The sequence below is a fragment of the Terrisphaera buseokensis genome (assembly GCF_047521145.2).
Taxonomy (GTDB): domain Bacteria; phylum Verrucomicrobiota; class Verrucomicrobiia; order Opitutales; family Opitutaceae; genus ER46.
On the sequence record NZ_CM134186.1, the window covers coordinates 2,026,734 to 2,049,363 of the forward strand.

At 66.2% G+C, this 22,630-nt stretch carries 19 protein-coding genes; 7 read left to right on the top strand and 12 right to left on the bottom strand.

What is annotated here, in order from left to right; all coding sequences use genetic code 11:
- Positions 1 to 9: 9 nt before the first annotated feature.
- Positions 10 to 1,137: an ABC transporter substrate-binding protein gene (locus tag ACLJEU_RS07370; protein WP_414661960.1), complete on the bottom strand. Its 1,128-nt coding sequence runs from the start codon at positions 1,135 to 1,137 to the stop codon at positions 10 to 12.
- A 195-nt stretch (positions 1,138 to 1,332) separates the two neighbouring features.
- Here ACLJEU_RS07370 and ACLJEU_RS07375 point away from each other — a divergent pair, with 195 nt between their 5' ends.
- Complete coding sequence (locus tag ACLJEU_RS07375) at positions 1,333 to 2,448, top strand: LptF/LptG family permease (RefSeq protein ID WP_414661961.1); 1,116 nt, start codon at positions 1,333 to 1,335, stop codon at positions 2,446 to 2,448.
- 101 nt (positions 2,449 to 2,549) lie between these two features.
- Entirely contained in the window at positions 2,550 to 3,119 is a 570-nt protein-coding gene (locus ACLJEU_RS07380) for a hypothetical protein (RefSeq protein WP_414661962.1), read from the top strand.
- 68 nt (positions 3,120 to 3,187) lie between these two features.
- Here the strand turns inward: ACLJEU_RS07380 and ACLJEU_RS07385 are convergent, their stop codons facing one another.
- The 4 genes from ACLJEU_RS07385 to ACLJEU_RS07400 all read right to left on the bottom strand — a co-directional run bounded on the left by ACLJEU_RS07385 (position 3,188) and on the right by ACLJEU_RS07400 (position 6,258).
- Positions 3,188 to 3,418, bottom strand: coding sequence for a hypothetical protein (locus ACLJEU_RS07385; protein WP_414661963.1), 231 nt, complete (start codon positions 3,416 to 3,418; stop codon positions 3,188 to 3,190).
- A gap of 26 nt (positions 3,419 to 3,444) precedes the next feature.
- Complete coding sequence (gene thpR / locus ACLJEU_RS07390; RefSeq protein ID WP_414661964.1) at positions 3,445 to 3,993, bottom strand: RNA 2',3'-cyclic phosphodiesterase; 549 nt, start codon at positions 3,991 to 3,993, stop codon at positions 3,445 to 3,447.
- 46 nt (positions 3,994 to 4,039) lie between these two features.
- Complete coding sequence (locus ACLJEU_RS07395; RefSeq protein ID WP_414661965.1) at positions 4,040 to 4,657, bottom strand: TIGR02466 family protein; 618 nt, start codon at positions 4,655 to 4,657, stop codon at positions 4,040 to 4,042.
- 77 nt (positions 4,658 to 4,734) lie between these two features.
- Positions 4,735 to 6,258 (bottom strand): peptide MFS transporter, encoded by a 1,524-nt coding sequence (locus ACLJEU_RS07400; protein ID WP_414661966.1) that lies wholly within the window; start codon positions 6,256 to 6,258, stop codon positions 4,735 to 4,737.
- Positions 6,259 to 6,436: 178 nt separating this feature from the next.
- Between ACLJEU_RS07400 and ACLJEU_RS07405 the strand changes: the two genes are divergently transcribed.
- Both ACLJEU_RS07405 and ACLJEU_RS07410 read left to right on the top strand, forming a co-directional pair.
- Positions 6,437 to 7,480, top strand: coding sequence for a substrate-binding domain-containing protein (locus tag ACLJEU_RS07405; RefSeq protein WP_414661967.1), 1,044 nt, complete (start codon positions 6,437 to 6,439; stop codon positions 7,478 to 7,480).
- A 78-nt stretch (positions 7,481 to 7,558) separates the two neighbouring features.
- On the top strand, positions 7,559 to 8,530 hold the full coding sequence (locus ACLJEU_RS07410) for a ThuA domain-containing protein (RefSeq protein WP_414661968.1): 972 nt from the start codon (positions 7,559 to 7,561) through the stop codon (positions 8,528 to 8,530).
- A 7-nt stretch (positions 8,531 to 8,537) separates the two neighbouring features.
- Here ACLJEU_RS07410 and ACLJEU_RS07415 read toward each other — a convergent pair whose 3' ends face one another.
- The 3 genes from ACLJEU_RS07415 to xylA all read right to left on the bottom strand — a co-directional run bounded on the left by ACLJEU_RS07415 (position 8,538) and on the right by xylA (position 11,422).
- Positions 8,538 to 8,966, bottom strand: a complete 429-nt coding sequence (locus ACLJEU_RS07415; RefSeq protein WP_414661969.1) for a hypothetical protein — start codon at positions 8,964 to 8,966, stop codon at positions 8,538 to 8,540.
- A 55-nt stretch (positions 8,967 to 9,021) separates the two neighbouring features.
- The gene (locus ACLJEU_RS07420; RefSeq protein ID WP_457795356.1) at positions 9,022 to 9,963 is read right to left on the bottom strand and encodes a hypothetical protein; all 942 of its coding nucleotides are present in this window, start codon (positions 9,961 to 9,963) and stop codon (positions 9,022 to 9,024) included.
- Between the two features lie 127 nt (positions 9,964 to 10,090).
- Complete coding sequence (xylA, locus tag ACLJEU_RS07425) at positions 10,091 to 11,422, bottom strand: xylose isomerase (RefSeq protein WP_414661971.1); 1,332 nt, start codon at positions 11,420 to 11,422, stop codon at positions 10,091 to 10,093.
- A 133-nt stretch (positions 11,423 to 11,555) separates the two neighbouring features.
- Here xylA and ACLJEU_RS07430 point away from each other — a divergent pair, with 133 nt between their 5' ends.
- Positions 11,556 to 12,821: an AraC family transcriptional regulator gene (locus ACLJEU_RS07430; RefSeq protein WP_414661972.1), complete on the top strand. Its 1,266-nt coding sequence runs from the start codon at positions 11,556 to 11,558 to the stop codon at positions 12,819 to 12,821.
- 5 nt (positions 12,822 to 12,826) lie between these two features.
- On the opposite strand, the gene ACLJEU_RS07435 is transcribed toward ACLJEU_RS07430, so the two are convergent.
- The 4 genes from ACLJEU_RS07435 to ACLJEU_RS07450 form a co-directional block, all read right to left on the bottom strand.
- Positions 12,827 to 14,023, bottom strand: coding sequence for a DUF6607 family protein (locus ACLJEU_RS07435; protein ID WP_414661973.1), 1,197 nt, complete (start codon positions 14,021 to 14,023; stop codon positions 12,827 to 12,829).
- 66 nt (positions 14,024 to 14,089) lie between these two features.
- Positions 14,090 to 15,379, bottom strand: a complete 1,290-nt coding sequence (locus ACLJEU_RS07440) for a PepSY-associated TM helix domain-containing protein (RefSeq protein WP_414661974.1) — start codon at positions 15,377 to 15,379, stop codon at positions 14,090 to 14,092.
- Positions 15,380 to 15,433: 54 nt separating this feature from the next.
- A complete protein-coding gene (locus ACLJEU_RS07445; protein WP_414661975.1) occupies positions 15,434 to 17,593 on the bottom strand; it encodes a TonB-dependent receptor family protein in 2,160 nt (719 codons plus the stop codon).
- Between the two features lie 100 nt (positions 17,594 to 17,693).
- Positions 17,694 to 19,970, bottom strand: coding sequence for a TonB-dependent siderophore receptor (locus tag ACLJEU_RS07450; protein ID WP_414661976.1), 2,277 nt, complete (start codon positions 19,968 to 19,970; stop codon positions 17,694 to 17,696).
- A gap of 865 nt (positions 19,971 to 20,835) precedes the next feature.
- Between ACLJEU_RS07450 and aroB the strand changes: the two genes are divergently transcribed.
- Both aroB and ACLJEU_RS07460 read left to right on the top strand, forming a co-directional pair.
- Positions 20,836 to 21,921 (top strand): 3-dehydroquinate synthase, encoded by a 1,086-nt coding sequence (gene aroB, locus ACLJEU_RS07455; RefSeq protein ID WP_414661977.1) that lies wholly within the window; start codon positions 20,836 to 20,838, stop codon positions 21,919 to 21,921.
- Positions 21,922 to 21,993: 72 nt separating this feature from the next.
- Entirely contained in the window at positions 21,994 to 22,629 is a 636-nt protein-coding gene (locus ACLJEU_RS07460) for a hypothetical protein (protein ID WP_414661978.1), read from the top strand.
- Position 22,630: the final 1 nt, after the last annotated feature.

The window sequence follows — 22,630 nt, forward strand, 5'->3', positions numbered from 1 at the left end:
TAAAAGGGTTCAGGGATCAACGCTATCGACGAAGACGAACTGGCCGTTCTTCACCGTCAGCACGACGGCGGATTTGGTGGGATTGCGCTGGGCGTCGAGCGTGATGGTACCGGTGACGCCCTTGAAGTTCCGCGTGGTGGCGAGCGCTTCGCGCAGTTTGGCGGACTCGGTCGTGCCGGCGCGCTTGATGGCGTCGACCAGCATCATGACGGAGTCGTAGCCCAAGCCCGTCAGGGTGTCGGACACGTTGCCCCAGCGCTGGTGAAAGCGTTCGTTGAACTTCGCGACGACCGGGTCCTTGTTTTCCGGCGAGTAGTGCGTCGCGAAATACGTTCCCTCGACGGCCTTGCCGCCGATCTGGACCAGCTCGGGCGACTCCCAGCCGTCGGCGCCGAAAATGGGCAACGTGATCCCGAGGTCGCGCGCCTGCCGGCAGATCAGCGCGGCTTCCGCATAATAGCCGGGGACGAAGATGCCATCGACACCCGCGGCCTTGATCGCGGTGAGCTGCGCGCGAAAGTCCTTGTCGCCTTCGGCGAAACGTTGCTCGAGCGCGATCGTGCCGCCGTCGGCGGCGAACTTCTCCTTGAAATACTTCGCGAGCCCGACGCTGTACGCGCTCGAGACCGACGTGAGCAGTGCGACTTTGCGCAGCTTGAGGGTGCCGCGGGCAAACTTGGCCATGACCGTGCCCTGAAACGGATCGATGAAGCAGACGCGGAAGATGTAGTTGCCGCGGGCCGTCACTTCGGGCGCGGTCGATGACGGCGTGATCATCGGGATCTTCGCGTTCTGACAGATCGGGGCGGCTTCGAGCGAGCGGCTCGACGCCACTTCGCCGAGCACCGCGACCACCTTGTCGCGCGAGATGAACTTCTTGACGATCGTCGCGGACTCGCCGGACTTCGACTGGTTGTCCTCGAGAATGAGCTCAAGTTTGCGGCCCAATACGCCGCCGGCGGCGTTGACCTCTTCCACTGCGAGGAGCGTGCCCTTGTGCGACGCCTGACCGTAGGTCGCTTCCTTGCCCGTCATCGAGGCGAACTCGCCGATCTTGATCGTGCCTTGCGCGGCGACGAGAGACGTCAGGGTGCCGAGGGCGAGGGCGGTCAGGAAAGGGCGAAGAGCCTGCATCATGGTGGATCGACGGGGGCGGGAGCGCGGAGACAAGGCCAGCCCCAGCAGGTTTTCAACCAATCTGTGCGGGATGTGCGGGAAGCTCGGGAGCGCAGGCGTCCCGCCTGCTTCAGCCGGAATGGAGGCGGGACGCCTGCGCTCCCAAGGATGCAATTGTGCTTCCTGTTCCGCGCTTCGGGCTTTTGCATTGGCGGCGTGAACACCTTTGACCGGCACCTTTTGCGCGAGTGGCTGCAGATGCTCGGCTTGGTGCTGGCCGCGACCTGCGGTTTGCTGCTCGTGCAGGTGTTGTACGAGGATTTTCGCTCGCTGCGGGACCTGGGCGCACGCGGCTCGGTGTTCTGGCGTTACCTGCTGGTGGCGATGCCGAGTTTTCTGTCCGTGGTGCTGCCGCTGGCGCTGCTGGTGTCGTTGCTCTATGTCCTCGGAAAATTCCACCGGGCCAACGAGCTGACCGCAATGCGCGCCGCGGGTGTGGGTTTCGCCCGTCTGACCGCGCCCATCTGGCTGGTGGGGCTGATGGCCTGCGGCGTCTCGTGGTGGATCAATACCACGATCGTCCCGTGGTCGGTCGAGGAGTCGCGGGCCATGAAGGATGAACTCGAGTTCCGCATGCAGACCTCGAAGGCGCTGCCGGCGGATCGCGTCGGGGCGGTGAACAGCGTCGCGTTCGACAACCCGATCGAGCGGCGCATGTGGTTTTTCAACCGTTACAGCAAATCAACGCAGCGTGGCTACGGCGCGTCGGTCTCAGAACTCGACCCGGCGCGCCGGGAGTTCGCCCGCATCACGGCGGCGGAAGCGTGGTTCGACGCCGCGCGCAACGGCTGGATGTTCCAACGCGGCCGCGAGCTGACCTTTCAGCCGGAGACGGGCGAACTGACGGGGTCGAAACCGTTCGACGAACTTTTCAAGCCCCGGTACCGCGAGGATCCCGAACTGATGCTCTTGATCGATCGGAAGCCAACGCACCTGTCGCTGTGGGAACTGCGCGATCTCGTTTCCTATCTCGAAGTGGTGGGCAGTCCCAAACTGGCGCTGTATGCGGTGCGGTACTACGGGCTGATCGCGGACGTGGTCGGGCCGTTGATCGTGATCGCGATTGCGATCCCGTTTGCGGTGTCGGGCGTGCGGGTGAATCCGGCGGTCGGCGTGTCGAAGTCCATCGGCCTCTTCTTTCTCTATTATGTAATCACCAGCCTGGCCACGTCCCTGGCCTCGCGGGGTTTTGTCGAACCCGTGGTCGCCGCCTGGCTGCCGCATGCCGCCATGGCGTCGCTGGCGATTTGGTTTTTCTGGCGCCTGCGGTAAGTCGTCGGCGGAAGCGATCTTGGGCGACGCCGGGGACGGACTCCGGTCGCTGTGGAAATTGTCTGAATATCCCGTCGGCTGGCGGCGTCAGAGGCCGTGACATGAAAACACTCCTTGTGACGGTTTCGCTCGCGCTCGCCGGAGCTGTTCCGGCCCACGCGCAACTTTTCCGGCCCTCCGTTGGCAACACCGCGGTGGTGGGGGCTGTGGCCGGTGGACTCATTGGCGGACACAATGGCGACCGGTGGGCCGAAGGGGCCATCATTGGTGCCGCGGCGGGCGCTTTGATCGGCGCGGTGCTGACGCCGCCCGAGCAGCAGTATTCGCCGCCGCCGCCCGTGTATCAGGTCCCGGCGAACTATGGGCAACAGGTCTATTCCGCGGGCGGCACGACCGTGGTGCGCTCGATTCCCGATGCGCCGCTCGCGCCGATGGCCCCAACGATCGTCGAACAGGTCCCGACGCAAGTCGTGCAGGCACCGGCGCAAGTGGTGTACGTCGAGAGCGCGCCGCGCGTCGTGTATGTGCCGGCACCCGGCCCGCGGGTGATTTACGCCGCGCCGCCGCCCGTGGTCAGCTTCGGTTTCGGCTATCATTCCGGTCCGCGTTATCCGGTGTATCATCGTCCGTATGACTACGGTCACCGGGACAGTCACCGCGGCCGCCGCTAACTCAGGCCCCTGCCTCCCGCCAGGTTCGATTCAATCCTCAAGCCCGTCGCCACGCGCGACGGGCTTTTTCATGGGTGCGTGGTCGCGGGGCGGCGCGGCTCGCCGGGAAATACATCCGAGCCGAGGGCGAAAGCCGAGAAGTCGTTGCAGATGCCCTCGTGCGCCCGGTCCTGTTTGTAGATCTGCAGCACGCGGGCGTGCTCCTGATCGCTCGACGGAAAAATCTTCGGCGGTTCGCCCGGCAGGAGAATCGCGGTGTAGGCGCGATGCCGATCGACCATGCGACGAATGACAACCATGAGGCCAGGAACGAAGCGCAATCCGGCTATTTCGCGAGCGGGAAGCTCCGTTTCAACGTGTGGAGCGCTCCCTCCGGTCGCAACTCGCTCGCATAGAGATCGAAGGCTTCGACCAGGAACGGTGGCGCTGCAATCTGGCGATGCTGATTCAGCCACGGCGTGGCCCCACAATCCGGGACCTCCGTGGCTCGCGCCAGCGTCACGTGCGGCTGGAAGGTGCGGAGATCCAGCTGCAGCCCCGATGCCAGCAGCGCGTCGTCGAGTCGCTGCCGCAACTGGAACAGCCGCGGATGGCCGGAACCGACACCGACCCACAGCGTGCGCGGCGGACGATTTGGCGGAAACGATCCGGCGCCCTCGATCGAGAGAACAAACGGCGCGACGCGGATTTTCGCGAGGCGCTCCATCAACGGCGGCAACGCGTCGGTCGCGACGTCGCCGAGAAAGCGCAGCGTCACGTGCAGTTGCGCGGGCGGCGTCCACGTCACGCCCGTCAATGGTCGCGCGAAGCCCGCGAGCACAGCGCGCACCGGCGCGGGCAGGGTGAGGGCGACGAAGAGGCGTTCAGTTTCCATGGGAGAAGCCGGAGCGCAGACGTACCGCCTGCGCTCCCGGTGACGATCACGACCAGTTGAAATTGAAACTGATGCTGATGCGTTCCTCGTCGACGCGGTTGGCGGCGACTTCGTGGCGGAGCCAGCTCTCGAAGAGAATCACGTTTCCGGCTTCGGCGGGATAGGTCACATGGATCTGATTTTCGCGCCGGGCGTCCGGGAGTCGCGGTGGCGCGGCCATGAAGCGATCGAGCCTCGGATCCTCGAACTTCAAACCGGAGCAGCCCGGGGGCGTCACCACATAGTAAGTACCGCTGATGAAGGACAGCGGATGCAGGTGGAGCGAATGCGCGGCCGTCGGCGGCATGATGTTCACCCAGAGATCCGTGAGCCGGATCGTGCGGCCGCGGAGATCCAGTTCGAGGGCGCGGGCGAAGGTGCGGACATGCCGCGTGAGTTTTTTCTCCAGAGCCGCAAACGCGCTCGAGAAGCGGTGCAGCTCGTTCATCGACGCGTAACTCGTGTAGCCGCCCGGGTAGTTCTTTTCCGACCAGCGCCGCCCGGCGCGATCGAAGTCGCGCAGCTGCCGGCATTCGGCCGCGAACTCGGCGTTGAGCCGGGACAGGCCGGTTTTCTGCAGCGGCTCGCAATAGATCTGCGTCGGAAACCAAGTGCGAATGGGCATCCGACCAACGTGCCAAAGTCACGGCCGGCGTGGCGAGTGACATTTCGCGACCGGGGGCGGTCGCGCTCCCGGTGGGTTCAGCGGACGCCGCCCATGAGTTTCTTCACCCAAGGCACGAGCGCGAGGAGGACGACCGTGGCACCGCCGACCCAGAGCGCCTGGTGCAGGAAGAAGCTCGCGATCGACGCGGGACTGCTGGAGTTGAATTCGCCGGCGAGGACACCTGCGAGTTTATTGCCCAGCGCGGCGGCAAGGAACCAGATGCCCATCACCACGCCGAGCAGGCGGGCCGGGGCGAGCTTGGTCATCGTGCTCAGGCCGACCGGGCTCAGGAGCATCTCGCCGATCGTCTGAAGCAGGAAAAGGCCGAGGAGCCAGATGGGACTGACTTTGCCTTCGGCGGTGAGACGCGCGGCGGGAATCATCCAGAGAAAGGACAGGCCGACGAACAGCAGGCCGAGCGTGAACTTCAACGGACTCGATGGCTGCTTCGAACCGAGGCGCGTCCAAAGCCAGGCAAAGATCGGGGCGAGCAGAATGACCCACGCGGCGTTGATCGACTGCCACCAGGCCGAGGGAAACTGCCAGCCGAAGATCCGATTGTCGGTGAGGCGATCGGCGAAGAGCGAAATGGACGAGCCGGCCTGCTCGAAGATCGCCCAGAACACCTGCGCGGCGATGAAGAGGATGAGAATCGCGGCGATCCGGCGGCTCTCGACGTTGGGTCGGAAGGCGAAGAACAACACGCTCGCGACCTGCAGGCCGAACAACGCGATTACGATCCAGCGATGCTGGTCGCTGAGGTACATGATGCCGATCAGCGCCAGCGAGCACAGTGCCACGAGCGCGAGTTTGCCCCACGGGCGACCATCCGCGTTCAGCGCGGGCGCGTGACCGACGTGCGCGAGCGTCGGCGCGCGGCGCAGGTACGTGATCAATCCAAACGTCATGCCGAAACCGGCCGCGGCGAACGCCCAGTGCCAGCTCTTCGTCGGATCGAAGCCCCAGCCGGCGATCAGGTTCTTGAACCACGCGTTCTGCGCGAGGAAGCCGCACACGATCGACGCGGTGAGCGCGCCGATGTTGATCCCCATGTAGAAAATTGAGAAGCCCGCGTCGCGGCGTTCGTCGGTGGGCTGGTAGAGGCTGCCCACCATCGTGGAGATGTTCGGCTTCAACAGGCCGGTGCCGATGGCCACGAGGCCGAGGCCGATGAAGAACGTGACGCTGGAATGAATCGCCATCGTGAAGTGGCCGCACGCGATCGTGATGCCGCCCCACAGGACGGCTTTGCGCGAGCCGATGAAGTTGTCCGCGATGAAGCCGCCGAGAATGCACAGGAGGTACACGCTCATCGTGTACGTGCCGTACACCGCCGCCGCCTGCCGGTCGGTGAACTGCAGGCCGCCCTGCGCCGCGGCGGTCGTCATGAAGAGCACGAGCAGCGCGCGCATGCCGTAATAGCTGAAACGCTCCCACATTTCCGTGAAGAACAACGTCGTCAGGCCGCGCGGGTGTCCGCCGAGTCCGCCGGTGTGCAGCGGGTCGAGCGGAACGATCGGATCGGGCGCGGCGGAGCGGGGGGCGGGAGCGGAACTCATGGAGGCGTGGGCGGAGCTTGGGAAGCGGCGTGGGGCGAGCAAAGTCCAAATGCGCGATTGCGCCGCTCGGGAGCGCAGGCGTCCCGCCTGCTCCGATCCGATGCCGGGGGCGCCGGCGCGCTGGCCGAATTCCACGCTTGCCACCCGCTCCGCGCCGGCTGGTGGTTGACCGTCCGGCATGAAGTCACCCGCCCCCACCGTTCGTTCGATCGCACGCACGCTCGGCCTTTCGCACACGACGGTGTCTGACGCGCTGCGCGGCAAGGGCCGCGTCGATCCGGCCACGGTGGCACGGGTGGAGAAAGCGGCCCGCGAAGCCGGCTACCGACGAAATCCGCTGGCGGCGGCGGTGATGTCGGAGCTGCGGCGTTCGCGCGGGGCGACGTTTCGCGGCGTGCTGGCCGCGGTCGATTTGCTGGAGCCGCAACGGCGCGATCCGCACGGTGCGTTTCACGGCGAGCTGGTGCAGGGCGGCCGGGCGCGCGCCGCGACGCTGGGGTTCAAACTCGAGGAGTTCGTCGTGGGCGTGGGCGGCATGACGGTGTCGCGGCTCGATTCGATTCTCCAGTCGCGCGGTATCCACGGCGTCCTGCTCCTGCCCTCGTGGTACGCGCCGGACTGGTCGGGCCTCGACTGGTCGCGCTACGCGGCGGTGTACACGGACTACGTGATCGAGCGGCCGCCGCTGCACTGCCTCTGCTGCAATCACTATCGATCGATGGTCGCGGTCCTCACCCGGCTGTTCGAACGCGGGTATCGGCGGCCCGGATTATATCTCGAGCGCGGTCGCGACGATCGCACGCAGCGGCGTTTCAGCGCAGCGTTTCGTTCTTTCCAGGAAGGCGAGCCCGGGCTCGAGGCTGTGCCGATGCTGGTGACCGAGGCGGAGCAGCGGAAAAAGGAATTCGTCACCTGGTATCGCCGGCACCAGCCGGACGTCGTCATCGGTCACTTCACCGAGGCCATTGAGTGGATGGAGGAGTGTGGCGCAGTGGTGCCGGAGACCGGCGCGTTCGTGAGCCTGAACTTGCTCTACAAAACGCGGCCGTGCGCGGGCCTCGATCAGCAACCGCGCGAGCTCGGGGCGCGCGCGGCTGAGTTGCTGATCGCGCAATTGCAGCGGAACGAACGTGGCGTGCCCGAGTGGCCGACGACGACGACGATTCCGGCCCGCTGGGTCGAGGGACCGACGGTGCGGAAGGCCGCGGTGGCGCGCACCTAGTTGCGCGACGCGGGAGATCCGGCCATTTTTGACGTGCCTCTCCGCCTTCGTGCCGTCCTCCTTGCCCTGCGTCCCCCTATGAAAATCCGCCGCCCCTGGTTCCGCCTGTTCGCCTGTTTCGTTGCCTTGCTGCCCGCTCTGAGCGCGGCCGCAGCCACGGCCCCCAAGAAAGTGCTCGTGGTCACCGTCACGACCGGTTTCCGCCACAGCTCCATTCCTGTCTCGGAGAAAATCATCGCGCAGCTGGCGAAGGAAAGCGGCCAGTTCACGGTCGATTTCGTCCAGCAGCCCGCCGGCATGCCGGGGTCGCCGTCGCGCCCGCGTCCCGGTGCCAAAGGTGAAAGTGATCCGGCCCACCAGGCGGCGCTCGCCACGTTTCAAGCGACCGAGAAAGCCTACAACGCGACGTGGATGCCGAAGGTCGAAGCGGCCTTGCAGGCGTTGAGCCCGGCAAACCTGAAGGCCTACGATGCCGTGGTGTTTCTCAGCACGACCGGCGATCTGCCCGTGCCGGACAAACAGGGTTTCGTCGACTGGGTTGCGTCGGGCAAGGCCTTCATCGGCGTGCACGCGGCGAGCGACACGTTTCATAATTTTCCGCCGTTCGTCGCGATGCTGGGCGGCGAATTCCGGACGCACGGCCCGCAGGTCCCGGTGGAGTGCATCAACCATGATCCGAAGCACGCGGCGTGCGCGCCGGTGCCGGCCAAGTGGGCGGTATTCGACGAGATCTACCAGTTCAAGAACTTCGAGCGCGCGCGCGTGCACGGTCTGCTCTCACTGGACAAACTGATGCTCTCGGCCGACCAGATCAAAAAAGGCGAGTCGACGCCCGGCGATTATCCCGTCGCATGGACGCGGCAGCACGGCAAGGGCCGGGTGTTCTATACGTCACTCGGGCATCGCGAGGATATCTGGGATCCCGCGCACGCGGAAAAGGACGGCCGGAAGAATTCGCCGGAGAACGCGAAGGTGTTTCAGCAGCATCTGCTCGGCGGCATTCGCTGGGCGCTGGGCCTCGCGCCCGGTGGCGCCGCACCGCAGAAGTAAACCGCGCCTACGGCTTGGGCCAGAGATCGACGAGGAGTTGGCGGATGATCTCCGGCGGCTCCTTCGTGCGGATCGACGGCTGGTAATAGCGCGCGTCGGCCAGTTTCTTTTTCGAGTGCGTCGTGTGCAGCTCGAACGTGAGCTCGATCAGGTAGGTCTTGAAGTCCCATTCCCACCGCGCGTCGTAGGTGAGAACCGCGTCGGTTTTTTCCGGCATCATGGTCAGCGGCCCCGACGCGGCCTCCTTTCCCAGCCGCTTCAGTTCGGCGACGAAGAGTTCGTCGAGGTGATGATTGTCGCTGCGGCGCTGCTCGACGTAGATCCGTTGAAACGCATCGAGCGGGATGATCTTGCGGGCGGATACCTGCGTGCAGCCGGCCAGCAGGACGACCGAGGCCAGGACCGCAGCGCGGAAGACTGCCGGAAAGGGTTTCACTGCGGAAAGCAGCGGCGGCTTGGACCGCGACCGCAAGCCCGCAGATCGGCCGGCGTCACCAAAGGCGTGACACCTTCGTGTGCTCGAGCACTTCGCGAAGCGTCGTGCGCCAGTTCACGCGCGCCGAGACGCCGTGATCGTCGCCGCGCCCTTCCTCGTGTTCGACGTGATACGCCAGCTCCAGCTGCCACTTGCCGGGCAGCTTCAGCTTTTCGCTGCGGGCCAGCGGAACGTCCCAGACGGAGCCGAATTGAATCTGATGGGCGAGGCGCGACTCGGTCGGCTCATCGATGTGACGAAACCGATACTCGGCGAAGTAGCCGAACTCCGACGGCTTGAAAAGCAGGCCGGGGGAAAATTCCACGATGTGCCGGCGCGTGACGTCCGGGGGCGGCGGGCCGCGCTCGGTCAGCTTCACACTGCGATCATAGCTCACGTTGGCATAGAGCGTCGTCGACGGCCACCGCAGTAACTGGCGGGCGGCGGAGACGAACGGCTTCACGTGCGTGTAGTGATCGTTGAAGCGGGTCGGCGGCTTGCCGATCGGCACGCGCGTCTCGAAACCGACGGTGGTCTCGTTGAAGAAGCGCAGGGTTTGGCCGATGTCGAAGCGCGCGCCGAGTTTGGCTTCGCCCGGGCCCCAGCGATGATCGCGGCCGCCGTTAAAGGGATTGGGCACGAAGGGTACGAGGCCGCCCTGAAGTTCCACGCGGTCGGTCAGACCGTAGCGCAGCTCGAGCGGGAATCGCACGTATTCCGCGGCGCGCACGTCCACGAACTTCGGTTTGAACTGGAGCGTGATGTTATTCTCCTCGAGCACGCCTGGCAGCATGGTGTCCAGGAAGTCCGTCATGCGCAGCACGCGTTCGCGCAGCATGTCGGCGGTGGAACGATCGTCGGCGGCCCAGCCCGCCGTCAGCCACGCCAAACCCAGGAGCGCGTACGCGGGACGCAGGAACCGGCGGGTGGGCAAGGGTGGCATGAGAGGCACTGACATGGGGGGCGACAGGGGGTGCCGGGAAATCGGAGGCGATGAAGTGTGATTCCACATCGGAAAATAAAAGGCCGGCTACAGCGAAAAATCGCGGTGAGCCGGCCTCGAAGCAAGCGTGGCGTGAAGTTCGTCAGCGCCCGTGCAAATAGCTCATCAGGAGGTTTTCCAGATACTCCTGCCGGCCGGAGTGCGGCGTCGGCTCGCCGAGCTTGGTGAGAACCAGTTTCTCGAGCTGGCGAAGGCTGGCGCGACCCGTCTCGATCTCGCGGCCGAAGCCGCTGTCGTAGCTCGCGTACCGGTTCGTCACAAACGTCTCAAAAACGCCTTCCTTCAGGATGCGATGGGCGATCTTGAAGGCCAGCGCGTAGGCATCCATGCCGCCGATGTGGGCGTGGAAGAGATCCTCGGGATCGATCGACGGCCGGCGGAGCTTGGCGTCGAAGTTGAAGCCGCCCGTGCCCAGGCCGCCCGCGCGGAGAATCGCGAGCATCGCGAGGGTGAGCTCGCGGACATCGGTGTTGAACTGATCCGTGTCCCAGCCGAGGAGCGGATCGCCGGCGTTCGCGTCGATCGATCCGAGCATGCCCTGCGCAGCCGCGACTTCAATTTCATGCTGGAACGAATGACCCGCGAGCGTCGCATGGTTCGTCTCGATGTTGAACTTGAAATGCTTCTCGAGGCCGTAGGTGCGGAGAAACGCGATGCCACTCGCGACGTCGAAGTCGTACTGGTGCTTGGTCGGCTCCTTCGGCTTCGGCTCGATCAGGAACTGACCCTTGAAGCCGATCGACTTCGCGTGGTCGACGGCGAGATGGAGGAACGCCGCCAGATGATCCTGTTCACGCTTCAGATTGGTGTTGAGCAGGGTCTCGTAGCCTTCGCGGCCGCCCCAGAAGACGTAGTTTTCGCCCCCGAGTTCTTTCGTGACCTCGAGCGCCTTCTTCACCTGCGCCGCGGCGTAGGCGAACACGTGTGCGTCGGGATTCGTGGCGGCTCCGCACATGTAACGCGGGTTGGAAAACAGGTTGGCGGTGCCCCACAGGAGACGGACGCCTGTGGCCTTCTGCAGGTCGTGCGCGTGCGCGACGACGGCGTCGAGATTGCGATTGGACTCCGCCAGCGTGCGGCCCTCCGGCGCGATGTCGCGGTCATGGAAACAGTAGAATGGCGCGCGGATCTTTTGGAAAAACTCGAACGCGGCGTCCATGCGGACCTTGGCGACCGACACCGGATCCTTGCCCGCCTCCCAAGGCCGCACGATCGTGCCCGGGCCGAACGGATCGGAGCCCGTGCCGCGAAACGCGTGCCAGTAGGCGATCGAAAAGCGCATGTGCTCGGCCATCGTCTTGCCGTCGACGACCTCGTCGGGGTTGTAGTGACGGAACGCGAGGGCGTTCTCCGTGCGGGGACCTTCGTAGGCGATGGTCGGAATGGCGGCGAAATGGGCGCGGGATTTTTTCATGAGAGAAAGGGAGACAGGCGACAGGGGACGGGGGACGGGGGGACGAGACGACTGGCGGGATGAGGGAAACGATGATGGTAACAGATGGCAGCGTGGGAGTGGTAACAAAGATCCACACATTTCTTTTGATTTCTTGCACAGGTCCGCGCTGGCTGCGGCGGTGAAAACGACCACGGGAGCGCAGGCGTCCCGCCTGCACCTCAGTCCCGGTGGCGGGCCCGACGCGCGTTCCCCGACGTTCAAGGTCGCGCTGCTGATCGAGACGTCGAATCGCTACGGCCGCGACCTGCTCTACGGCGTCCGCGACTGGACGCGCGCGGGTGATCGCTGGGCGATTCGATTCACCGAGCAGGCCCGGCTGGCGCCACTGCCGTCGTGGCTGCCGGAGTGGGCGGGCGATGGCATCATTGCCCGCGTCGATTCACCGGCGATTGCGGCCGCGCTCCGGCGCACGCGGCTGCCGGTGGTCGACGTGAGCGCGGAGCGTTTCGCGTCGGAGTTTCCCCGCGTGAGCGTCGACAACACCGCGGTCGCGCAGCTGGCGGCCGAGCACCTGCTCGCGAAAGGGTTCAAGGCCTTCGCCTATTTTGGCGCGGCGCAATTCCTCTGGGCGCGGCAACGTGGCGAGGCGTTTCGCCGGGCCGTCGCCGGCACCGGACGGACGTGCGCGGTGTTCGAGGACGGACGCCGCGCGGCGAAGCAGCCGGGCTCCGACGCGGAGATCCGCGCGATCGCGGACTGGCTGGCAAGGCTGCCGCGACCGCTGGGTGTCTTCGCCTGCTACGACGGCCGGGCGCAGCAGATCCTCGAGGCCTGCCAACTGCGCGGCTGGGCCGTCCCGGATGAAATCGCGGTGCTGGGCGTCGATAACGACGAAGTGCGCTGCGATCTCTGCACGCCGCCGCTGAGCAGCGTGCAGCCGAACGCCCGCCGCACCGGTTACGAGGCGGCGGAAATGCTCGCCCGGATGATGCGCGGCGGACGCCCACGCTCCCAGACCCGGTATGTCGCGCCGGTCCGCGTGGTGGAACGCCAGTCGACCGACGCCGTATCCGTGTCGGACGCACGGGTGGCGAAGGCCCTGCGTTTCATCCGCGAGCACGTGGGCGACGGCATCGATGTCAGCGACGTCCTGAGTGCCGTACCGATGTCCCGGACCCTGCTCGAAAGAAAGTTCAAGGCGGCGCTCGGCCATTCACCGCACCGCGAAATCATGCGGCAAAAGATCGAGCGCGCGCGCCATCTGCTCGTCGAAAGCGAAGTATCGATCGGTATCGTGGCGGAACTTGCCGGCTTCGACAACGCGAGCTACCTCAGCGTGGCGTTTCGACGGGAGACCGGCGAGAGCCCGTACGCGTATCGACAGAAGCACCGCACGAGCCGGGTGACCGGCGGATGATGCGGCTAGCGGGCGGGCGGTCCGCCGAGGAATCCCGTCAACGTGGCCCGCGTGTGACGCTCGGCGTCGGCGGCGTCGAACGGCTGTCCCTCGGCCAGTTTCTCCGCGTAGGCGAAATGATGTTCGAAGAGCGCCTTATCCTGGAATTTCGGTTGCAGCGTGAAGCGTTCGCGGCGCGCAAATTCCTCCGTCCACACCCGGCGGACCAGCGCCCAGTATGCTCCCGTCTTCTTCCAGTATTCGTCCGCCGCCGCGAGGCTGGGCGCCGTGATGCGCTCATACCGGTCGAGGCCGATTTCCGCGGCGACGTAGCGTGGCGTGCTCACGCTCTCGCCGGCGACGCGTTTCCAGTTGTTCTGCTCGTGCAGCCAGCCGGTGGGCGTGAGGACGATGCGATGCGCGCCCTCCATCACATCGTAATCCTTGCGCACGCTGTGCTCGCGGCGCGGGAGCGGACGCCACGCACGCTCGCTGGTCCAGACCGACAAGTTGCCCGCGTGCTCCCAGCGTCCGAGCGCCTCGTAGCGGGGCGAGTCGTCGACTTGAAACACGGCCTGCGACCAGGCGCCGCTCGCCTCGGCCGGCGAAGGCCGGCGTCGCGCCCACGTGGCGTCACCGCGAAAGGTGTGGAGATCCGGGTCCTCGTAAGTCCAGTCCTGCCGCCAGTGCTTGGTCAGCATGGGCGCCGAGGCCGAGCCGTTCGGATTCGAGAAGAACATCACCAGCGTGTGCTGCAGGCTGATGAAGCGGCCGGTGTCCGTAATCACGCGGATGTGTTCGGTGGCCCACGAGTGATACGAGCGAGCCGGGTGGTAGTCGGTCGTCAGGCCGAGCGACTCCATGAAATGGAAACTCGTGCGGTAGTCGCCAGCGAGCGCAAGGATGGCCGCGCGATCGCGGTTGAACGCATCTCCCGCCGCGGCGATCGACGCCAGCGGCAGCGGTTGCGCCGGGGCCAGCGTGACCGCGGTGCCCTGGGTGCTGCCGCCGCGGGGTTTCGCGACCGCGGCGGGAATCTCGCCCCAGCCGAAGACGTACCGGGATTCTGGTGACACCACGGGTGCCACCGCGGCGTATCCGCTCGCTGGAGTCGCGGTCACCGCCGCGGGCGGCGGCGTTACCGCTGGCGCCGGCAGCTGCTGGCAGGCCGGCGCGAGCACGAGAAGTCCCAGACACAGAAGTTTGGCAAGGGCACCGGACATGGCGAAGTTGATACAAGTCGACCGCGCTGGAGTGTCGACCGTGAACGCTGGCCGCGATGCGCGAAATCAGCGCGGAGTGCACGCCACCGCGGGATCCGCATCCGGGCGGACCCGAGCGGCCGCGTCCGGCGCAACCGGCTTGCGTCCAAAAAAGCGCCGCCACGACAGCGCGAAACCCGTGTAGACCAGAAAAAGTCCACCGAGGCAGGCGAGGCCGGCGATGAATTGACCGCCCCAGCCGAGCGCTTCGCCGGTGTGCAGGAAACGCGTCCAGGATCGGACCTGCTGTGCGGCGTTCATCTCGGGATAGCCGGTACGACGCAGAACCGCGCCCGAGAACGGATCGACCGTGAGCGTCGACGTCGCGGTCCGCGGCCACGAGGTCGATTCGCGCACGGTGAAGGTTGCTGCCGCCGCTGTCCGCACGGGAGCGCCGGCGTCCCGCCGGCCTTCTCCGTTTGCGCTGCGCGCGCCCGCATTGGCATTCGGCTCCGTGTTCGCGAGCCGCACGGTGATCGTCTTCCAATCGGGCACCGTCCGCTGCACGCCCGCCAAGAGTGCATCCAGGCTCAGTGGCGCTGCGCCCGCGGCCGGAGCTGGGACCGCCGCCGCGGGCTCCTGGCCTGGAGGACCGCCACGCCCGCCCGCGCCCTGCACGGGGACGGCGGTGCCGGTGAGCGTGTTGATCAGATTGCCGCCCCAGCGGAACGAAATGGGCACGGCGGTGAGGGTGAGCACGATCAGCACGGGCGCGGTCCAGAATCCGATCGCGTTGTGCCAGTTGAAATCCCGGGCACGGGCCGACTCGTTTTGCCGGAACCACACGACGGGCCGGAGCGCGCGCCACGACCAGCGGCGCGGCATCCAGAGGTAGAGGCCGGTGATCGCCAGGGCGCAGAACGCGAGGTTGCAGATGCCGTTGATCAGTTTCCCGACCGGCCTGCTCTCCGCGCCCTGCAGGCCCAGATAGCGGTGCCACTCTGTCATCACGCGCATGAACGTGACCATGCCCGTTGACCGCGGCTGGCGCACATCGCCGGTGTAGGGATTGAGGTAGAATCCGCCAGTCCGGCCGATCGTGAACGCGACGGCGGCAAGGGGATCGTTCTGGACGACGAGACTGTTCGGCCGGGCTTCGGGTTGCGCGGCGCGCAGCCGTGCCTGCAGTTCCGCGAGCGGCAACCGCGTGGCGCCGGCCGGTGGCGTTGCGATCTGCCGCGCATCGCGCTCCGCCCAGGCGATGAAATCCTTCTCGAACGCGAGCATGGTGCCCGTGAAGCACATGATAGCGATCGCGAGGCCGGAAATCAGACCGGCAACGAGGTGAATCCAAAAGAGGGTGCGGCGAAAACTCATGACGAGGGGAGGGACGCGGAGGAGAACGGTTAGGTTAGCGGCGACAAGGTGAATTTAGAACTCAAACGCGACGCCCAGGTAGACCTTGCGGCCCGGGGCGGGGTCGATCCCGTCGGGGCGGATCCGGTTGTAGTAGTCCTCGTCGAGCACGTTGTTGACGCCCCCGACGAGGCGTATCGGAAAGCCGGGGACGCGCCACTCGGCCGTGAGATCCCAGACGGCATACGAGGGGACGTAACGCTGGGCGGTGTTGTTGTCGTCGGCAAAACTGTCGGCCGAGAGCGTCCCGGTCAGCGCGAGTTTCAGGCCTGCGCCGCGGGTGTAGGCGAGGCCGGTGCGGACGACGTGGCGCGGGGCGTACTGCGGTGTGCGGTCGCGATTGGCGCCGGCGGTGAACGCCGCATCGAGGATCAGGGTATTGGCGAAGACGTTGAGGGTTGCGCGGTCGGGATCGCGCGTGGATCCGGCGCGGCGGGCGAGCAGATCGTAACGCACGCTGAGCTCGGCGCCACGATGCACGGCGCGGCCCAGATTGGCCACCGAGGTGAGTCCGCCCGGCAGCGTCGTGCTGCCAATCTGATCGTCGAAAGCGAGGTGGAAGACGCTCGCGTCGAGGACGAGTCCCGGTGCCGGTTCGCCGCGGTAGCCCGCCTCAAACTGCAGCGCGTGGCTCTCGGCGAGGTCGGCGTTGACGATCGTCGTGGCGGCATTCGGCACGGCGTCGGTGAATACGATCGGGCGGTAACTCTGGGACACATTGAAGTAGAGCTGGTCGCGACCGCGACCGAGATCGTACGCCGCGCCAAAGCCGGCGAGGGGAACAGTGGCCCGGGCGGTGCGTTGCTGCAGCGGGGTCGTCACACGCGCGGCATTGAAGCGTTCGCGGACGCGCTGCTCGATAAGTTCGAGCCGCAGGCCGGGCGTGACGCTGAAGTCGCCGAACCGGAAGAGGTTTTCCGCGAAGATCGGCAGGTAACGCGTGGCGCGCTGTGTTTTGATGCGGAGCTCGCCGTTGTCGGCGTCGGGCGTTGCGCCGCGTGAATCCGTCCGGGGCGAATTGCCGTGGAGATAGAGGGCGCCGGCGGTGAAGACGTGGCGCTCGGCCTGACCCCAGTCGAGGCGGGCGCGCGCCTCGGCGCCGAGCTGGTTGAACTGCTGGCGTTCGATCGTGTTGGTCTGGGCGGCCGCGCCGGTGGGCAGCGTGCCGAAACCGCCGCCGCCCTGACGCCGGCTCGCGCGCGTGTAGTCGATGGCCCACAGGCGGCCGACGAAGGTGCCGCGCGCGAAGTCGCGCTCCCACACGAGTGACGCCGCCTGGCGGTCGAGGGTGAAGCGGTCGAAGAGGCGGGATGGCGTTTCGCGCTGAGTGCCGTAGTTGATCGTGCCGGGTCCGGTCGCGAACGTCAGCCCGCCGGGCTCGCCGTGTTCCTCCGCGTAGGTTTCGAGCGTAAGGATCACGCGCGATGCCGTCGTCTGGGCCCAGGTGAGGCGGCCGGTGAAGGCGTCGAGGCGGTAGTCGCTGTTGGCCGACCGGATGCCGTCCGATTCGCGGTGATTGTAGTAGCCGTAGTACCCGAGCGGGCCGGTGGTGCCGTCGAGGTAGCTGAAGGACGAGTAGTAGCCGTCACTGCCGAAAGTGTGCAGCGTGCTGCCGCCGAGCCCGACGTCGGTACGGGGGCGGTGCGTGACGTAGTTGAGCGCTCCTCCCGGTTGCGGCCCGTACACCAGCGCCGCGCCGCCGCGCATGAATTCGATGCGATCGACTGTGTCCAACGGCGGCGTGTAGTAGGCTTCAGGATACCCGAAGGGATCGGCGTGAATCGGAATGCCGTCCTTCATCACCTGGGTGAACTGCGCGCGGTGCGGTTGCAGTCCGCGATAGCCGATGCTTACGAGCGGGGAGGTTTCCTCGCTGAGGATGAGGCCCGGCGCGTCGCTGAGTGCCTGGCGGTAGTTGTTGCCGTTAATGCGCGGCAGGCGATCGAAGTCGAGGATCGTGGTCTTCTTGCCGACGTTGACCTTGGTGCCCTGTACGTCGGGCAGGAAGGGGCCTTGGATGAAGTGATCCTTTTCCGCCTCGGCCTCGACCTGGAAGGCGGGGAGCTGCACCGGCGGGGGTGCGACCGGGGGTTCGGTTGCCGGTGCGGCGCGCAGCGAGAGTGTGACGGCCAGGGCGATCGCGAGAGCGGGAAAGAGGGAACGAGGGAAGGGCATCGCGAGGGGGGGAGGAAGATTGATTCGAATGCGTGCGGGTGGAGTTTGGTGGGACGCTTTGGGTGCGACCGGGGGCGGTCGCGGTCCCAAGTACCCGGCGTCACCAGGAACGGGATACGCGCAGGGCGTAGGAGCGCGGGTTCGAGGGGCTGAAGGCGACGCCCGTCGAGCCGGCGAGCAAGTAGTAACCGTTGGTGAGATTCTCGACGTTCAGGGCGACGCGCCAGCCGCGCACCTGGTAGCCGAGGCCGGCATCGAAACGGTGGAAGGCATCGAGCCGCAGCGGATCGGGCGCGGCGGGCGTTTGCGATGCGGCCCAGCGAGGCCCCTGCCAGATGACACCGAAGCGCGCACTCAGGCCGGTGAGCGGGCCGGTGCGAATCGCATAACGCGAATACGCGCTGACGGCGTGACGGGGTGTCATTTCCGCCGGCGTATTGGGCCGCGCAGCGGTGGCGCCGCGATCGAAGGCGTCGATGTAGGCATAGGTGAAAGTCGTGTCCCACGCGGGCAGCGGACTGACGGTGAATTCGGTTTCGGCGCCCCGGGATTTGCGACCGTTGTCGAGCTGGCGGTAGAAACGCGTTCCATTTGCGTTGAGTTCATCGGCCTGCGACTGCACGAGCACGCCGTTCAGCGAGGTGTCGAAGAGCGTGAAACTGGCGGCGAGCAGATTGCCCCAGAACGACGCCTTCGCGCCGATCTCGTAGTTGTCGCCCTGCGTGGGCGAAAACGTGCCGCGCCGGCCCTGCGCGTCCTCGAGCGTGCCGTCCGGCAGCGTGAACGAATTCGAGTAGCTCGTGTAGAGCGAGACGCGCCGCGTGAGCTTGTAGACGAGCGAGGCGTTCGGCGTGACGTCGCTGCTGCGGGCCGGAGCGCGCGTCGAGATTCCGGCGGGCGTGGTCGACTTAGTGGTTTCGCGGGAATAGCCAAAGCCGGCGGTGAGAATCCACCGTTCGAATACCTCGTTCTGGCTTTGCCCGTAGGCGTTCCAGGCGAAGGCGTCCGTCGCGTTGCCGGCGACCAGCGCGGGCGCGTTGGCCACGAGACCGTCCGCAGGCGCCACGAAGCCCGAGTAGAGATTGATCGGCGATTGATCGCTGCCGTTGCCGGAGCTGGCCGCGGTGTTCTTGTTGCGACGAGCGTTCACTCCCACTTGCAGGAGGCTGCGGACGCGTTCGGCGGGGATGAATTCGTAGGTGGTGTTCGCGTCGAGCGACGTGACCGCGTAAGTGTTCGCGGCGCGGGAGTGGCGGCGCGAGACGACCCAGCTCCGCGGATCAGCGGCGTTGGTCTGGCGCAGCGTGGCGGAGTTGATGGCGTAGGCGTCGTTGGTGTAGTCGCGATCGACCTGGCGGAAGCCGACGGCCGCGCGCCACGACGACGTGAATAGAGCGGCCAAGTCCGCTCCCCAAGTGCGGTTGGTGTCGAGGCGACCGCCAGCGGCGAGATTGACGGTGCGCGGCGAGGCGTCGCTCAGCGTGTAGTCCGTGCGCCCGTCCGCCGTGGTGCGCGACGATGACGGCGAAATCCCCGCTGCGCGCTGCGCGCGATCCTCGCGGCTCCACTCGAACGACGGCGTGAGCTGGAAGCGGCCCGCGGCGTCCAGTTTGTAGGTGAGCGCAAGCCGGTAGAACTGGTTGTCATCGGCGGGACTGCTCGCGGCCAGCGCGCTGCGTTCGACGCTCGCGAGCGCCCGATAGAGCAGGCGGCCTTCGGGCGTGACGGCGCCGGTGATGTCGAACTCGACTTCGTGACTCCAGCGTTCACCCAGTCCGACTTCGCCTCCGCCGAAGGTGCGGATGCGGGTCTCGACGGTGGTCGCCGCCGTCTCGCGCGGGCGTTTGGAAACGAGATTGATCATCCCGCCGGGCAGCCCGCTGGAACCGTAAAGCAGGCCGGCCGGACCTTTGAGGATGCTGACCTGTTCGACGCCGAACAGATTCGGATTGTAGCTGCCACCGGTCACGCGGCCGGCGAAACCATCGACGCGCCAGTCGTTGGGCGCCATCCGGTAACCGCGCGCGTAGAAGTGATAACTCTCCTGCACGGCGCCGTTAGTGTTGAGACCCGGCACCCAAAAGAGCAGATCGCCTCCAGTCTGGATGTCCTGCTCCCGGAGCCGGGAGGCGTCGAACACCGTCACGCTGCGCGGGGTGTCGAGCACGGTCGTGGGCAGCTTGAGCGTGGTCGTATCCGTGGTGTGCGGACGCGTGCCCACAACTTCAAAACGGTCCAGAGGGATCAGGTCCTCGGCCGCGGCCGACGCAGGAGTCGAGTTCGAGTCGGCTCCAGCAGCAAAGGTGACGGCGGCGAGCGCGGCAGCGGACGCGAGCGTGAGTCGGAACAGTGTGGAACGGGAGACGTGGGTGTTCATGACGAGTAAAGGGCGGAGCGGTGCGTGGACGCGCGGAGCGGCGTCAAGGCACAGCGGGAGGGACGGGACGGAGTGCCGCGCAGGGCAAAGCCAGGTCCGGGAAGTGAAACGAATCCGACCCCTTGGGGGTGCGGGAAAGACGGGCGCGCTAAGCGCGCAAGCGACGAGTCCTCGTCAGGGGCGACAACCGAGACGGTAACTCCATTTGCGGCGTTGTCGCCGGGCACCAGGGTGCCGGCCGCGAAACGGGGGAGGCTGCGGTCGAGCCGCGGAGGGCCGACGGCGAAGGGCAGGGCGTGAATCACGGTACAGAGCGAAAACGTGAAAGACGCTTGCACCGGACGCACGTCCGAGACCGGGATGGCTGGTGCCCATGCCCAAGTGGGGCTCGCAGCGAGTGCTGCAGCGGTCGCGGGATCGGGAGCGCGGCCAACTCCAGTTTCGGTCACGTTCGGTTCCTTGCCGCCTACGATCCAAGCGGCAAACGCGGCCGCCCGTTGCAGCCACGGGGCCGACGTGCGCGCAGCCAGGTGGAAGAACGACCAGCCCGCCGTGCGGTCGTTCGAATGGTCGCGCTCGACGCTCGGTTGCCGTGCGTTCGTTTGGCCGGTGGTAGCCGTCTCCACCCGGGCAATTCCAGCCGCCGCCGCCAGCGCGATGAGCGCGGCGCACTGGGCGGACCGAAATGAGCACGGCGAGAGTGGCATGGCCAATTGGTATTGAGACCTAGTCTCTATTAAGCAAGCCACAAACTGCGGGTTTTGACCAAAAAGTGCGGTCTTTCCATCAATTGCCGCAGGCCGCGGTCGTGCGCCGACGAGGAAGTTCTCCTCGACGTGGCGTTGAGCCGTTCGTTTAACCGGGCATGGCCGAAACCCTTACCGTCAATCTGGGCGAGCGAAGCTATGTGATTCACTTCGGGGCGGATCTTGCCGTGGAGATTCGTGCGGAAGTAGCCCGGCTGACCGCCGTTGGTCGCCGCATTGCCGTCCTGACTGATGCCAATCTTGCCCGAGCGCAGGCGGCAACCCTGACGGCGGTGTTCGACGGAGCGCCGCTGCTCGCGGTAGAACCTGGCGAAGGCGCCAAATCGCTGGCCGGCTTTGGCCGCGTGCTCGATTTTCTCGCCGAGGCGAAACTGGATCGGGGCGGCGTGCTCTTCGCGGTCGGCGGCGGCGTCATCGGTGACTTGGGCGGATTTGCGGCGGCGGCGTGGTTGCGCGGCATCGATTGCCACCAAGTGCCCACGACGCTGCTCTCGATGGTCGACAGCTCGGTCGGCGGCAAAACGGGCATCAACATCGCCGCCGGCAAGAACCTCGTGGGCGCGTTTCATCAGCCGCGCGCGGTCTATATCGCAACGGGTCTGCTCGCCACGCTGCCACCGCGGGAGTTCGCGGCCGGGATGGCGGAAGTCATCAAGTACGGCCTGCTCGGAGACCTGGCCCTGTTCGATCAGCTCGAGACGAAACCGCTGACGGCGTCCGCTTCGGAACTCGCCGCCGTAATCCGCCGCTGCTGTGCGTTGAAGGCGCGGATCGTCGAGGCTGACGAACGCGAGACGGCGAAGGAAGGCGGACGCGCCCTGCTGAACCTCGGCCACACGTTTGGTCACGCGATCGAGAACATCGCCGGCTACGGCTCGTACCTGCACGGCGAGGCGGTGGCCATCGGGCTGTGCGCGGCGGCGCGGTTGTCGCAGAAACTTGGTTACATCGCGCCGGCCGACGTCGCGCGGGTGGAACGGGTGGTGGCGGCGCATCGGCTCCCGGTCCGGCTCAACACTCCGCTCGCCTGGTCGGATCTCCTCGCCGCCATGACGCGCGACAAAAAGGTGCGTGCGGGCGGCCTGAGGTTTGTCGTGATGAAGTCGCTGGGCGGGGCCGCGACGCAAAGCGACGTACCGCTGGCTCACGTCGAGGCGAGCTTCCGCGAAGTCGGCGCCATGTAGCCAGCGCTTGGTCCAGGCGGGGAGAAGTGCATTGCCCTTCGCCCGTCTCCTTGCTCCCTTCATCACGCACTCATGTCCGCCATCGACGAAGGCATCGTTCGGGAATATTTCGAACAAAACGGATTTCTCGTGCGTCAGGCGCGCAAGTATCAGGTGCAGTCGCGCCGCAAGATCGCCGAGGAGGAAATCGATCTGTTCGTGCTCAACCCAACCTGGCAGCGCGGGGCGCGGAAGCCGGATTTCTTTCTGTTCTCGAGCGAACTGCCCTACGTCCAGAAGGCGATCGTTGCGGTCAAGGGCTGGCACTCGGGCGTCTTCACGCCGACGATGCTGAAGAGCACGCCGGAGATTTTTCGTTTCCTCGAGGAGAATGTCCTGAAGGAGGCCTCGCGGCTCTTTCCGGTTGATCCCGCCGACGAGGCCGGCGGCGCGCCGCTGCGCATTCTTGTGCTGCCGAGCTTGCCCACCGCCGAGCCGTTTCGCTCGCAGAGCGTGGAGTTGTTGAAGGCGCGCGGCGTCGACGCGATCATTTCTTTTCGCGCCATGCTGCTCGACCTGCTGGACAAGGTGGAAATCAACCAGAACTACACGAAGAGCGACACGCTGCAGGTCATGCGCATTCTCAAGAACTACGATCTGCTCAAGGAAACGCAGCTCGACCTGTTGTCGGAGCGCGGAGCGGCACCGGCGCGCCGGGCGAAGAACTGAC